Consider the following 14,689-nt stretch of genomic DNA (forward strand, 5'->3'; position numbering starts at 1 on the left):
CAATTTTTATTTTAATTAACTTGTTTAATCGTAAAGCCCAGTTGTTGCAATTCATCACGTTTTGCAAAAGGTGCAACCACAGCTTTTACAGGTGTTTGTTCAATTAAATATTGACGTGCAACACGTTGTAAATCGTCTAAAGTTACATGCAATAATCTTTCACGTAAGGTACGACGGAAAGTTGGAGTTCTTGCATGTAACAGTGCATAACACGCTGTAATTGCCTCACCTGCTGGTGAACCAGGTTTATCCATACTCGCCACCAAACCAAGAATTGCTTCTTCAAGCTGATGAGGTTGTTGCTCTGTATTTAACAACCATTGCACACTCGCTTCAAAGTCTTTAAACGTGTCAGCTAAACGAGGATCACGGTAACTAAAGAAACGGAATGAACATGCATTTCCATCATAGCTAGCACCACCACCATAAGCACCACCTTTTTCACGGATAGCGCTGTGCAAGAAACCATTACGCAAGTATGCTGCCAATACCATTAGAGGTGCCGCATCCGGATGAGACACTTCAACTGCTTGATATGCAGAGGCACAGAACTGAACATTGGTTTGAATTAACCAAGCTTCATGTTCATTATCATTTTCTTGCTCGACTTGGGTTAACTCAGCCGCTGCTGTATCAACGTTTAATTTATCCCAAACGTTTTGAATTTCTTCAACTAAACGCTCTGACTGATGCTCTTCACATACAAGCAAGAACTGTTTAGGCGCTTGCAATAGTTTGGTATGGATATGCTTCAATTCAGCAATCAGGGCATCATAAGCAGCATCGTCTTGAGTAATGTTAGTAACAAGCTCGCCTAACCAGTTCAACGCACCTAAACCTGTGTTTTGATAGTCACGTTGAGCCAATGCACTCATATTACGAGAAGCGATCTGCATCGCGTAGCTATGACCAGCACCAGATAAACGAGACTGCCAGCGTGTCTTACGTTGTTGCAACAACTCAATAATTCGCTCTTTTTCATCAAAGCGGAGTTGTTCAAATGCTAATTTTAATAGATGAATTGCATCAAACTTCTGCGTTAGAGATTTAGTCGTTAATGTTAACCAAGCGCTAATTTTGTCTTTATCATCAACTTTACTGCGTAATGAAGCGCCCATTCCTAAACCACCACTTACAGCTGTTTGTAAGTTTTGTAGTTCAAGATAATCATACTCACCTGCACCAACTTCACCCATTAAGATAGAGAGCAAATTAAAGTATGGCGATTTAACAACATCATCAGGAATCTGAATGAGAACTTGTTGATAGTAAATACCATTCGTTCCTGCATGATACAAATTCAACGGCGTATCCATTCGATTACAGATAATTTCGCGCAATTGACCTTGTACAATATGCAAGTCAGCTGGAACGTCTTCTAGGCCTACTTTTGGTAATAGCTCAAGATTATCTGGCGTATCTTGACGCTCTTGTAACGCTTTGGTTTTAGCAACGATCTCTGCTTTATCTTCTTCAGTGAGCTTTTCACCAATCGCAGCTAAACGTGCTTTTTCAGCTTCTTGCTCTTTTACTGACTTGGTTGCATCAGGTACTAAAGTCATTTGTACGCGGTGCGGATTATCTAACAAATGTGTTTGAATTAAATTAGATAACCACATTGGGTCTTGTAGTTCTTCTTTGACCTGAGCAATAGCACTGTCAACATCCCAAATTTGAATCGGGTCGTTATGGTGAATAGCGCCACTTAAACCATTTAAAATTAGGCTTAAGCCATATGGTGTGCCGTCACCATTAATTTCACGTTGATGCAATTCGATTTGATGCAAAATTGCATCAACTAACGATGAGTCAATTGGTTTTGCAGCCACTTCACGTAAAACATTTAAGACACCATCTCTAAAGCTTTGTGCATGCTCTGGATTTGAACCTTGAACGCCGCAATAGAATGTCATTTCAAAATTACTGTCGTCTACTCCCATTAAAGGACCAGTCGACTGAGCATAACCACAAGTTTCTAAATAATGACGTAGTGGTGAAGCAGAGTTTTCTAGTAAAACACCTTCGACCAAACGCATACCTAGACGTAGTTTGATATCACTCGCTTGTGGTAACAACCAAGACAACACATGGTAAGTTTTGTCTTTTAACTCATCACCATCAACAGCATAGGTTTCAGTGACTTCAACAGGAGCTGTTAAACGTTTTTCTGGTTTTGAATATAAAGTTGTACCCGCAGTAAATTTATGTAGAGCTAGTTTTTCAAACTGCTCTTGTAACTCATACGCAGTTTGGTTACCAAAAGTCATAAATACCGCATTACTTGGATGGTAATGAGTTTTATAAAATTCGACTAACTGTTCATAGGTTAAGTCAGGAATATCTTTTGGATCACCACCTGAGTTGTAGTGATATGTAGTTTCAGGGAATAGATGATGAGCCAACTGATGATAAAGCTGGTCAGACGGCGCACTCATCGCACCTTTCATTTCATTGAACACTACGCCTTTATATACAGGCTGACCGTTTTCAAGTTCAATACGGATTCCTTCTTGAGCAAAATCAAGAGGATTCAAATTTGCCGAGAAAGCTGCATCAAGATAAACAGAGAGTAAGTTTTGGAAATCTTTCTTATTTTGAGTTGCAAATGGATATGCGGTCCAATCTGCTGCTGTAAACGCGTTCATAAATGTATTTAATGAACGGCGAATCATTAAAAAGAATGGGTCACGAACAGGAAACTTTTCAGAACCACATAAAGCGGTATGCTCTAAAATATGTGCAGTTCCTTTAGAGTCCATAGGTTGTGTTCTGAACGCAACAAGAAATACATTTTCATCATAATCAGTTGCCAAGTGATAATGCACCGCACCTGTGACTTTATGCTTATATTCAGACACTAAAATATCTAATGCTTCAACATGGTGCTGACGTAGCAACTGAAACGCAGGGTGAACAGTTTGAGAAATGGTTTCAGTGACATCTACAGTCATGTGATCTCCTAACATATCGGATAAGTGAATAAGTCTCATTATAGCCTGAGTCGGCTTGAGATTGGCGAACAAAAGCCAAGTAAAATACTATGTTTTTGTTGAGTATTAGTTTTCATGGGCATAGCTTTGATATCAAGCACATAGCCAGCTTAGTTGTATCCTACCAGAACAAAACCTTTTAATACTATCTATATGCTACACGACAAATAAAAAAGCTCACCAAAATGATGAGCTTTTTAGACTTTTTCAATTAAAAACGATAGCGAAGTGCAACTTGAGCATTTAAAGGATCGCCCATCATATTTGAATCATTTGCTCCACTATGGCCTGAAACAAAATAATCGCGATCAAACAAGTTATTTAGGTTTAAGTTCACATCATAACGTTCACTTTGATAACCTAAAGCTGCATTTACAACCGCATACCCTGGTAAAACGTTTTTGTTATCTGGCGCACTAAAGCGTGATGATTCACCACGACCACCTACAGCTGCATACCAATGATCATTAATTTGATATTTTAACCACAGGTTAGCTGTGTTGTTTGGCGTAAGCGCTGAGTGATTACCCGTAAATCCAACAGTCGACTTTTCAATCTTACCATCCATATAAGAATAGCCAGCTAGCACTGACAACTGATCAGTCAACTGACCTGTTAATGAAAGTTCAACACCTTTTGTTTTTTGCTCGCCTGCCAATAGTGCTTGATTTGGATTAGCTGGATCTTGGTTTTGAATATTGGTTTGGCTCATTTCAAATAAAGCCAATGTCACATTCAATTGATCATTCACATCCCACTTTGCACCCACCTCATAATTTTCAGTTTTTGTTGGTTTTAAATCATCACTGTTTTGATAAAAAACAAATGAATCAGCCAAAGGCTGGAAAGAACGATTATAAGAAGTATAAAGTGAAAGATTATTTACTGGCTGATAGACCACCCCAATTCGTGGAGAATAAGTATTGTCAGTACGGTTTAAGTCTAAATTCGTACTCGTTTTATCATCACGATCTTGAGATAGATTGTCATAACGTAAACCAACTAAAACTTTAAGTTGATCTGTTACTGTCATTAAATCTTGCAGATACACACCATAGTTTTCAAAGGTATTACTATTGTTATTGCGTGCAACTGTTGTTCCAGTATTAATAGGCGCCCAGTAATCTAATTTAGGATTATATAAATCAGTAGTTGTCTTCGCACCTTGCCAAAGTATCTCATCTTTATGCTGTTTGCTATATTCAGCACCAATTAAAGTATTGTGCTTTAAGAAACCTGTATTAAATAAAGCGCTCAACTCTTGTTGAACATATATACCATCTTCATTACGCAGGCGTTTATTTTGAGTCAAAGTAATTTTTGTCTTATCAGCAGGATGCGTATCAACACTATATTGACGATCTAATGAGTAGTTATAGTGGCGAACTGCACCATGATATTTGAGTTGATCATTAAACTCATGATCCAAGCTGATAGTCTGGCTTGAGATTTCAGTATCGACATCCCCAACTTCTTTACCGTTTAATGCACCATAAAAAGTTTTAGGATTTGTCTTAACTGGTTTACCTGTAATTGGATCTGTCGGGAAGCCTTGATCCGCTAAACGATCATCATGCAAATAGTCAGCCTGAAGTAAAAGTTTGGTTTTATCAGTAATATCCCACTGTACAGATGGAGCCACCGCCTGTCGTTTTAAAAATGCCTGATCGCGATAACCATCTGAGTCTTCAACTGCACCAGTTAAACGAACTTTAACATTCTCGGCTACTTTTTCATTTACATCGACTTCTGCACGACGTTGCCCTGTAGTACTGCCAATCAGGCTCACTTCACGCAAGGATTGATCCATTGGTTTTTTATTAATCTTGTTAACTAAACCACCCGCCGAACCGCGTCCATATAATACAGAAGCAGGTCCTTTTAGTACCTCAACTCGTTCAACATTCGACATATCACGAAAATACAAAGCATCATCGCGAATACCATCTACATAATTATCTGTGATTGCAGAGAAACCGCGAATCATGACCTGATCACGTTGTCCATCCCCCACACTAAAGCTCAAACCGGCAACATTTTGCAAAGCACCTTGCATAGAAGTCACTGTCTGCTCTCTTAGAATTTGTTTCGGTACAACATTTACAATTTGAGGAACATCTTTTAATTGCATAAGTCCTTTAGTGGCACTTGATGCTTGTCCTACCTCTTGTTTTAAACTGTTTTCCTTCTCAGCTTTTACTGAAATCGTTGGAAGGTTGGTTACAGCCTGTGAGTCTGTCTCTGCGGCATATACATGGCCTGTTATAACCCCAACTGATGAAATAAATAAAATAGAACGTTTCATGTAAGTTCGCTATGAATAATTTCAGGCGAAGTTTCAATGAAATACTATACATTTGTAAATATTATCAAGAATCATTATTAATTGATAATATTTATTAAAAAGAATATTTCGATTGCTTAGGCAAACAATAAAACTCTACTAACTGCTGAATTACCTGAATTTTATTCAATAAACTACAGCAAATGTTAGCAATGGTGTAAAATTATCAGTCTGATTTTTTATTCTGTGACAACACATATGGCAACTGTAGATCTTTTTGCAATTGGTAATGCATTAATCGACCAAGAATTTAAAGTGTCTGATGATTTTCTTAGTCAGCAAGGCTTACAAAAAGGCACCATGCAGTTGTCTGACGGTGAAACACAATCTACCCTTTATGAAAAATTAAAGCAAACTCAAGACTACAAAGGCCAAGCAAGTGGTGGTTCTGCTGCAAATACAACTGTAGCTTTTAGTGCATTAGGTGGTAGTGCTTTTTATGGTTGCCGCGTTGGCCATGATCAATTAGGTGAAATTTACCTACAAGGTCTAAATGATGCGGGCATTCAGACTACGCCAAAGTCAATCAGTGAAGGTGTAACAGGCACCTGTATGGTACTTATTAGTCCAGATTCTGAGCGTACTATGCATACCTATTTAGGTATTACAGCTGAACTCTCTCAAGACCAAATCGATTTTGAGCCATTAAAAACAGCAAAATGGCTTTATATTGAAGGCTACCTTTCTACGAGTGAAACGGCACGTAAAGCGGTAAAACAAGCTCGAGAAATAGCTAAAGCTCACGGCGTTAAAATTGCGTTATCTTTATCAGACCCTGCAATGGTTCAATACGCACGTGAAGGCTTAGAAGAGCTTATGGATGATGGTGTAGATTTATTGTTTTGTAATGAACAAGAAGCTTTAATGTATACCAATACTTCTACTATTGAGGATGCACTCACTCAGTTGCGTTTTAAAAACCATACTGTTGTGATTACACAAAGTGCCAAAGGTGCTTTAGTTGCAAATTCAACCCAACATTTTCATGTACCTGGCCGTCACGTAGAAGCTGTAGATACGAATGGCGCTGGTGATGCTTTTGCTGGTGCCTTTCTCTATGCATTAAATCATCATGAAGATTTAACTGCTGCGGCGCAGTTAGCCATCTTAATTTCTAGTGAAGTTGTGTCTCAATTTGGTCCTCGTTTAGCCATTAATGACTATGCTAAACTTCTCGAAAATTTTCAGAAGGAATGTGCTTGAAATGGAAAGGATCTGTATGACGGAAGAAGTTCCTGAGCGTGAAGCTAGAGCTTTTGACACTTTACAAGGAACGACTATTTTCATTACACAGCGTGATGGCTCATTCTATGCCTATCAGAATTTATGCCCGCATTTGCAAACCGAACTTGAGTATTTAGAAAATCAATTTCTAGACCAAGACAAAGAATATATTCAATGCTCTACTCACGGTGCTTTATTTAACGTGGAAACTGGCGAATGTATTTCAGGTCCTTGTTTAGGTGATTTTTTAAATAAAGTTGAGATTAAAGTACATTCAGATGGCGGTATTTATATCGTAGACTGAGATCATCAACATTAGAGTTTCTACCATGGCTGATTTCTTTTTTAATTATTATCTTATGCCATTTCATTTAAGTGTTGTGGCTTTGATATTGCTCAGTGTGGTAGAAACTATTGGTATGTATATCGGGTTACGGCCGAGTCAACTCCTAAAAAAAATTGCACCAGACTGGCTTACTAACTCACCTATACTTAATGTTAAGTTTTCTAAAGCTCTAATTTTTGTTTTTTTACTCATTAATTTCAGTTTTGCTGGTTACTTCTTACAGCTGTCTTTCTTTGCTATACAGCATTACTTTATCACCCCGTTTTACTTAATCATCCCTGCACTGGTCATTGCAATCTTTTTTACCGTATTTATGATTCATTGTCTTGATCAAGTGATTAAACCAAAGCATACACATACCAATTACAATCTTTTAGGGCGACTAGCAACTATCTCTAGTGGTAGTGCCAGACCCGGTTTTTCAGCTCAAGCACGTGTACGTGATGAGTTCGGCCAACTACACTACGTGCAAGTTGAACCAGAATATGGCGAGCTAGAATTATATTCACAAGTCATTCTTATTAAAGTGCATAAAAGCCATTATGTTGCCAAAAAAATCTCCTTATCAAACGATCTTTTTGCACCCGATTAATTTTCCATAATTTTTGTCTTTTATCAGTTTAATAACTTTATTATTCCCTTCTATCTTTTTATTTTTTAATTAAAATTAATCCAACTATTTTAGTTAGAAATAAGAATAACTTTATTATATCCAACCATTTTAATCAGAATTAAATTTAACCATACCTTTTTAATCAACTTAAAATATTTATTTACAAGTGTTTTAGTTGGATTTAATAATCAATCCAAACTATTTTAGTAAGATATTTTATTCAAAATTATTTAAACGCATAAGATGTTGTTTTATATAAAAAAGATAATTAAGTTTTTATTTAAAATATATTTATTGTTTATTTTTAATATATTTTGATTAATAATGAAATTAATATGTATCGAGGTTTATTTTATGAGCCTTAAAAATCTAGATATTAATGCCAAATTAGTTAGAGAAATTACGATTATTCTAATAATTAAAGTCGTGCTTCTCTTAACAATCAAACATATTTGGTTTGACGCTCCCACTATCCCCCAAAATTTCGACAATCAAGTCGCTGAGCATATTGCAGGCGATAACACTTCCCACATTAAGGAGACACGTTGATGATTTCTGAAAGCGTGGTTGATCTTTCGCGGTTCCAATTTGCCATGACCGCAATGTATCACTTTCTTTTCGTACCTTTGACCCTAGGCCTTGCATTTATTCTGGCTATTATGGAAACCACTTATGTGATATCTGGTAAAGAAATTTACAAAGATATGACTAAGTTTTGGGGAAAATTATTTGGTATTAACTTTGCCTTAGGTGTAACTACAGGCTTAACCATGGAGTTCCAATTCGGGACAAACTGGGCATATTACTCACATTATGTAGGTGATATTTTCGGTGCACCATTAGCAATTGAAGGCTTAATGGCATTCTTCCTTGAGTCAACATTTATTGGTTTATTCTTTTTCGGATGGGATCGCCTGAGCAAAGTACAACATTTAGGTGTAACTTGGTTAGTTGCTCTTGGCTCTAATATGTCAGCGCTCTGGATTTTAGTTGCGAATGGCTGGATGCAAAACCCGGTAGGTGCAGCATTTAACTTCGAAACCATGCGTATGGAGCTTGTCAATTTCGGTGCACTTATTTTCAACCCAGTTGCACAGGTTAAATTTGTACATACTGTTTCTGCCGGATATGTAACAGGTGCGATTTTCGTACTTGCCATTTCAAGCTACTATCTACTCAAAAAACGTGATCTTCCTTTCGCCCGCCGTTCATTTGCAATTGCCGCAATTTTCGGACTCGCTTCTACACTTTCAGTGATTTTGCTTGGTGATGAATCTGGTTATGAGCTAGGTGATGTGCAAAAAACTAAACTCGCTGCAATTGAAGCAGAATGGGATACTCACCCTGCTCCTGCTCCATTTACGTTATTTGGTGTACCCAACCATGAAGAAATGCGAACAGACTATGCAGTTAAAATTCCATATGCATTAGGTCTAATTGCAACTCGTTCAACAACTAAAGAAGTCACTGGTTTAAAAGACTTAATGCAACAGCATGAAGTGCGTATTCGTAACGGTATGCTTGCTTATGCTGAACTTGAAAAACTACGTGCTGGTGATCGCTCACCTGAGTTGTTAGCTTCATTTGAAAAAAATCAAAAAGATTTAGGTTATGGCCTACTTCTTAAAAAATATGCACCAAATGTTGTAGATGCAAGCGAACAAAACATTCAAGCAGCTGTGAAAGACACTGTTCCAAATGTTACAGCATTATTCTTCTCATTCCGTGCAATGGTTGCATCTGGCTTCTTAATGTTGCTTCTTTTCATTTTAGCGACTTGGGCTGTTGCGAAAAGAAATGCTGAGAATAAACCTTGGCTACTTAAATATGCATTATTTGCCTTACCACTTCCATGGATTGCTGCACAAACTGGTTGGTATGTAGCTGAGGGCGGCCGTCAGCCGTGGTCTATTGGTGAGATTTTACCAACACACTTATCAGCTTCAAGTTTAAGTACAGGCGATGTGTGGGGTTCCATCCTCGCGTTAGCAGCGTTCTATACCGTCCTTTTAATTATTGAAATGTACTTAATGATTAAATTTGCTCGCTTAGGACCAAGCTCACTTCACACTGGTAAATACCATTTTGAAAAACAAGAGCCAAAAGCAGCTGTTAATGGGGAGGCTTTATCATGATTGAATACGAACTCCTGAAAATCATATGGTGGGTGTTAGTTGGGGTCTTGCTTATTGGGTTTGCTTTAACCGATGGCTTCGATATGGGCTCAATGGCACTCATGCCTTTTGTTGGCAAGACTGATAACGAACGACGTGCTGCTATTAATACCATAGCACCACACTGGGATGGTAATCAGGTCTGGTTTATTACAGCAGGTGGCGCCTTATTTGCTGCGTGGCCAATGGTTTACGCGGTTGCATTCTCCGGAATGTATTGGGCCTTATTACTTGTGCTATTTGCCCTGTTCTTACGCCCTGTAGGTTTTGACTATCGTTCTAAACTCGAAAATAAAAAATGGCGCAACTCTTGGGACTGGGGCCTTTGTATTGGTGGTGCGGTGCCTGCTCTAGTTTTCGGTGTAGCATTCGGTAATTTATTCTTAGGTATTCCTTTTAGTTTAGATAGCACATTGCGCTCTGAATATTCGGGTAGCTTCTTTGCTCTTCTTAACCCGTTTGCTTTAGTTTGCGGCGTTGTCAGTTTATCTATGTTGTGTGCGCACGGCGGTGCTTGGCTTATGCTTCGCACAGACGGCGCTTTAAAACAGCGTTCTGCTAAGGCCACTCAAATTATGGCAGCAGTATTCTTGGTTTGCTTTCTTGTTATTGGAGCTTGGTTATACTTCGGTCAAGTTCCTGGTTATAGCTATGCTGCTGCAATTGATACAAATGCTGCACTTAACCCTTTAGCTAAACAGGTAGTCACAAATAACAACCCAGGTTGGATGAACAATTACACTAATTATCCAATTACCAAGATCGCTCCAGTTCTCGCGATTTTAGGGGCAATTATTGCATTCTTTACAGCATCAAAAGCAAAAGCAGGCTTAAGCTTTGCTGGCACAAGCTTAATGATTGTAGGTGCGATCTTAACTGCTGGTTTTGCACTCTTCCCATTTTTATTGCCATCAAGTGTTAATCCAAACTCTAGCTTAACAATGTGGGATGCGGTATCAAGCCATCGTACTTTAGGGGTTATGACTGTTGCTGCATGCATATTCGTTCCGATCATTTTGCTCTACACCAGTTGGTCGTATTACAAAATGTGGGGCGTGATTACCAACAAACATATCGAGTCAAACTCGCACAGCTTGTACTAATAAGGAGAAGCATATGTGGTATTTCGCATGGATTCTTGGAATTTTGATGGCATGTTTTGCGGGTGTACTCAGTGCACTTTATATCGAACATCATCAAAATTTAGATGAGGAATAAATCATGGCAAACGCAATGACAGCACCAAATCAACGAAAAGCTCAAGCATTCGCAATGGCCATTTCATTTCTGTTGGCATTGCCGCTTGCTGTAATTTTACTGGTGCATCCTTCCCTCATGTTAGATGCAAACGGACACTATAATCATAGCCAGCTTATGCTGGTGATGGTGGGTATTTCTGGAGGCTTCATTTACGGGGTTGGTTTTGTACCACACTTCTGGTTATGGAAATGGTTATTTAGCCCATGGGTAGCTTGGCCTCTCATGTTGCTAGGCTATTACATCTGGTTTTTAACCTAAAAAAAGGACCTCATTTGAGGTCCTTTTTCATTTCAATTAGTTTAATTGGTATAAGTGGTATTCCAACGTCTGCTTCAGTCGGATATGGTTCTACATGACCTGTTTTTGTATAACCACGTCTCTCATAATAAGCAATTAGCTCCAAACGTACATTTAAAACATACATGAGTGCACTGTCCAATTCTGGTGTTTTTTGCAAAGCGAACTGTTCAGCATACTCCAGAACCGAACGACCTACTTTCATATTCTGTATTTGAGGATCTGTACAGAATGTTCCTATCTCAACAGTATTGTTCTGAAATGTAAGACCAACACATGCAACAATTTGTGAAGAATCTATTTCTGCAACCAATAATACTGAGTTAGACAATTTCAATTGCTGTGTCAATTGTTCTTGACTAATACGTTGGCCTTTTACGAATTCAACTTCAGTTGTCCAGCTTCTACCTTGTTGTGTTCTATAAGAATGATTAATCAAGTCTACAAGTAATGGGATATCACTTAGTTCAGCTAAACGGAAATTTAAATTCATCATAAATATGCTTAGGCTATTTTAAATATTAAAAAATAAAACCGATATTAAATCGGCTTTATCTTGAATAGCAATTGCTTAATTTGATTGTTCAGCTAACCAAGCCATAAATTTTTGACGCTCAGCCTTAGAAGATTTTTGCCAAAGCTCGACTAGACGCTGATCATTTGTTTGTGCAGCACCTGCCGAAGGTACTGTTGCGGCAATAGATGTTGTAACTTGAGAAGTAGATGGCTTGGCAGCAGCATAAACAGGTTCAGGCTGTGGTTTAGAAGGTTTTGTCGTAAAGTCAGCCACCTTACCCAACAAACCCGTTGCAAACCAAGGTTTTGCTTCGTTGTTTGCACCCGTTTGCTGAACAACCAGTTCGTTATTTGAGTTATATAAAGCGACTGTTGGTTGCTCAGCATATTTCTTTGCTTGCTCATATTTTTTTGGTACACCCACCATAGCAAGCTTATAAGTTTGACCATCTTTTAAAGTTGGAGTTTGAATTGTAACAACACCAGACTTAACAATATCGTGTTCACCATTTAGATGTTCAAAGTACTCTTGATAACGCACACTTAGGTTTGTTTCACCCGCATCAACTTTGTAGTTATTTTTAGAGGAACGGAATAATCCTGAATTGACTTCTTGACCGTTCACCGCAAGGATTACAATTTCCTCAGGTGCCGTAATTGTAACTGCTGAAAATACCGAACCGCTTAGTAATAAACCAATTGCAGCAACACTTAATCTTAAAGTCATCTGTTCACGTCTCTATAATATTTAATAGTTTGTAAAAACATGAGCAATATGCAATATGATTATGACGATTTTATGACACTATCTGTTTTAGCATAGCTACACTTAAAACTTTTAAAATATATTATTGAATTATAATAAATAACTATTTTTTATGTTAATTTTGAACACAAAAAAAAGAGTACCATTGAGGTACTCTTTTGATTAACTAAAATTAGTTAAATGTTTTGAAGCGATCTTCATCGTTAATGAATGCTTTTTCACCAGCTGGTGCTTCAACAGAACCAAATACTAATTGAGCACGTAATTTCCAAGTTGATGGGATATCAAATGCTTCAGCAGCGTCAGCATCAACAATTGGGTTATAGTGTTGTAAAGAAGCACCTAAACCAAGTTCTGAAAGCGCAGTCCAAGTTGCAAATTGTGCAATTGCGGTTGAATGTTCAGACCAAACTGGAAAGTTGTCTGCATATAGTTCAAATTGCTCTTGCAAGTTTTTAATAACAGCTTGATCTTCGTAAAATAGTACTGTACCAACACCGGCAACGAAACTATCAATTTTTGCATTAGTACCAGCAAAAGCATCTGCAGGAACAATTTTACGTAATGCCTCACGAACCAAATTCCAAAATTTAGTATGTGATTCACCATATAGAGTAACTACACGTGAAGATTGCGAATTAAACGATGAAGGACTATGTTTAACGGCTTCACGAATTGTTTCTTCAATTTTTGTGCGATCTAATGCAACATTTTTACCAATTGCATAAATAGTACGACGGTTTTTAATTTTATCTAAGAAAGTAGACATTTTTATTTCCTACCTATTTGTTTGACCATTGGCCGTTGTTTGGGAATGAATATAGTCTATGAAACTCATTTCTTATAATCAGCATTAAAAATATGACAGTTCGTTTTATTTTCGCAACAATAAAAAAAGATATGGATATAAAAAAACCTCACTATTTCATGAGGTTTTTTAGAGTTTAGCTGCAAATTACTTTTCTGTTTCAAATAATGCCGCTACAAATGATTTTGCCGAGAACGGTCTTAAATCATCAATTTTTTCACCCACACCAATAAAACGAATTGGTACATGAGTACGACTAGCAATATTAAACAGTACACCACCTTTTGCAGTGCCGTCCAACTTAGTAATAGTAATACCAGTTAAACCTACTGCTTGATCAAATTCTTGTACTTGGTTAATTGCATTTTGCCCCGTACCTGCATCTACTACTAACATAATTTCATGAGGTGCCGTAGCATCAATTTTTTGCATAACACGCTTAACTTTCTTAAGCTCTTCCATTAAGTTACTTTTGTTATGTAAACGACCTGCGGTATCTGCAATTAACACATCAATACCTTTAGCACGCGCACTTTCAAAAGCATCGAAGATAACCGAAGCACTATCTGCACCATGGCCTTGAGCGACAACAGCAATGTCGTTACGCTCACCCCAAATTTGCAATTGTTCAGTAGCAGCTGCACGGAATGTGTCACCTGCTGCTAACATAACTTTCTTGCCTTCGCCTTGTAAACGCTTAGCCAGTTTACCAATAGTGGTTGTTTTTCCAACACCATTCACGCCCACCATTAAAATCACATAAGGTGATTTATTAGGGTCAATATGCAAAGGCTTCACACGTGGAGCCAGTAAAGCAACCAACTCTTCTTGTAATGCTTTATAAAGCGAATGTGAATAAATCAAATCGCCACGTGCAGTACGTTCAGTCAAGTTGGTAATAATCGTTTTTGTTGCATCTACACCAATATCTGCAACTAATAATTGCTCTTCAACTTCTTCAAGCAGCTCATCATCAATTTCTTTACCACCAATTAAGATATTTACCATACCATCGGTGAAATTACGGCGAGTTTTGCTTAAACCTTCTTTCATTCGCCCAAAGAAACCAGATTTTGGTTGCTCTGGTTCAGTTGAAGGTGCTGTCTCGACAACTTCTGGTGCTTTTACTTCTTGCTTAACAGGTGACTCAACGATAGGAACATCGATAGCAGGTAAATTAGGCAATGTGACATCGTCATCCCCGATCTCAGCATCTATCAAGAATTTATTTTGCATATTCGATTGTTGTTGCATGCCGATTCCTTGAAAAGCAGCGTGTTAAAAAATAGAAAGTTTAGCATAAATTCAAGTTTTTGCCTGCTCCAATAGCGAGCAAAACCTTTCTAAAATA

At 37.8% G+C, this 14,689-nt stretch carries 14 protein-coding genes; 8 read left to right on the forward strand and 6 right to left on the reverse strand.

The features are described 5' to 3' along the window. Positions 1-11: 11 nt before the first annotated feature. Positions 12-2,951, reverse strand: a complete 2,940-nt coding sequence (locus tag J576_RS15430; RefSeq protein WP_002050683.1) for an insulinase family protein — start codon at positions 2,949-2,951, stop codon at positions 12-14. Positions 2,952-3,201: 250 nt separating this feature from the next. Further along, positions 3,202-5,295, reverse strand: a complete 2,094-nt coding sequence (locus J576_RS15435) for a TonB-dependent receptor (RefSeq protein ID WP_002050685.1) — start codon at positions 5,293-5,295, stop codon at positions 3,202-3,204. Between the two features lie 237 nt (positions 5,296-5,532). Here J576_RS15435 and J576_RS15440 point away from each other — a divergent pair, with 237 nt between their 5' ends. The 8 genes from J576_RS15440 (at position 5,533) to J576_RS15475 (ending at position 11,209) form a co-directional block, all read left to right on the forward strand. Beyond that, a complete protein-coding gene (locus J576_RS15440) occupies positions 5,533-6,537 on the forward strand; it encodes an adenosine kinase (RefSeq protein ID WP_002050662.1) in 1,005 nt (334 codons plus the stop codon). 16 nt (positions 6,538-6,553) lie between these two features. After that, positions 6,554-6,862 carry a Rieske (2Fe-2S) protein gene (locus tag J576_RS15445; RefSeq protein WP_002050689.1) on the forward strand — a complete coding sequence of 103 codons (309 nt, stop codon included), beginning with the start codon at positions 6,554-6,556 and terminating at the stop codon, positions 6,860-6,862. 25 nt (positions 6,863-6,887) lie between these two features. Beyond that, positions 6,888-7,496 (forward strand): OB-fold-containig protein, encoded by a 609-nt coding sequence (locus J576_RS15450; protein WP_002050666.1) that lies wholly within the window; start codon positions 6,888-6,890, stop codon positions 7,494-7,496. A 375-nt stretch (positions 7,497-7,871) separates the two neighbouring features. Further along, positions 7,872-8,066: a cytochrome oxidase putative small subunit CydP gene (gene cydP / locus J576_RS15455; RefSeq protein WP_025467867.1), complete on the forward strand. Its 195-nt coding sequence runs from the start codon at positions 7,872-7,874 to the stop codon at positions 8,064-8,066. Continuing rightward, positions 8,066-9,652: a cytochrome ubiquinol oxidase subunit I gene (locus tag J576_RS15460; protein ID WP_002050656.1), complete on the forward strand. Its 1,587-nt coding sequence runs from the start codon at positions 8,066-8,068 to the stop codon at positions 9,650-9,652. Before cydP ends, J576_RS15460 begins: the two co-directional genes overlap by 1 nt. Beyond that, positions 9,649-10,794: a cytochrome d ubiquinol oxidase subunit II gene (gene cydB, locus J576_RS15465; protein WP_002050611.1), complete on the forward strand. Its 1,146-nt coding sequence runs from the start codon at positions 9,649-9,651 to the stop codon at positions 10,792-10,794. The genes J576_RS15460 and cydB overlap by 4 nt, the downstream gene beginning before the upstream one ends. Before the next feature lie 13 nt (positions 10,795-10,807). Next, a complete protein-coding gene (cydX, locus tag J576_RS15470) occupies positions 10,808-10,909 on the forward strand; it encodes a cytochrome bd-I oxidase subunit CydX (RefSeq protein ID WP_000270276.1) in 102 nt (33 codons plus the stop codon). After that, positions 10,910-11,209, forward strand: coding sequence for a cyd operon YbgE family protein (locus J576_RS15475; protein ID WP_079377014.1), 300 nt, complete (start codon positions 10,910-10,912; stop codon positions 11,207-11,209). It begins immediately after the preceding gene. 10 nt (positions 11,210-11,219) lie between these two features. Here J576_RS15475 and J576_RS15480 read toward each other — a convergent pair whose 3' ends face one another. From J576_RS15480 to ftsY, 4 genes are all read right to left on the reverse strand, one after another. Continuing rightward, complete coding sequence (locus J576_RS15480) at positions 11,220-11,744, reverse strand: GNAT family N-acetyltransferase (protein WP_002050626.1); 525 nt, start codon at positions 11,742-11,744, stop codon at positions 11,220-11,222. A 75-nt stretch (positions 11,745-11,819) separates the two neighbouring features. Beyond that, complete coding sequence (locus J576_RS15485) at positions 11,820-12,491, reverse strand: YccT family protein (protein ID WP_002050610.1); 672 nt, start codon at positions 12,489-12,491, stop codon at positions 11,820-11,822. Between the two features lie 211 nt (positions 12,492-12,702). Next, positions 12,703-13,299 carry a nitroreductase family protein gene (locus tag J576_RS15490; RefSeq protein WP_002050635.1) on the reverse strand — a complete coding sequence of 199 codons (597 nt, stop codon included), beginning with the start codon at positions 13,297-13,299 and terminating at the stop codon, positions 12,703-12,705. A 186-nt stretch (positions 13,300-13,485) separates the two neighbouring features. Then, positions 13,486-14,592: a signal recognition particle-docking protein FtsY gene (ftsY, locus tag J576_RS15495; RefSeq protein ID WP_002050665.1), complete on the reverse strand. Its 1,107-nt coding sequence runs from the start codon at positions 14,590-14,592 to the stop codon at positions 13,486-13,488. Positions 14,593-14,689: the final 97 nt, after the last annotated feature.

Origin of the sequence: Acinetobacter sp. 766875 (genome assembly GCF_000582055.1) — a bacterium.
Taxonomy (GTDB): Bacteria; Pseudomonadota; Gammaproteobacteria; order Pseudomonadales; family Moraxellaceae; genus Acinetobacter; species Acinetobacter nosocomialis.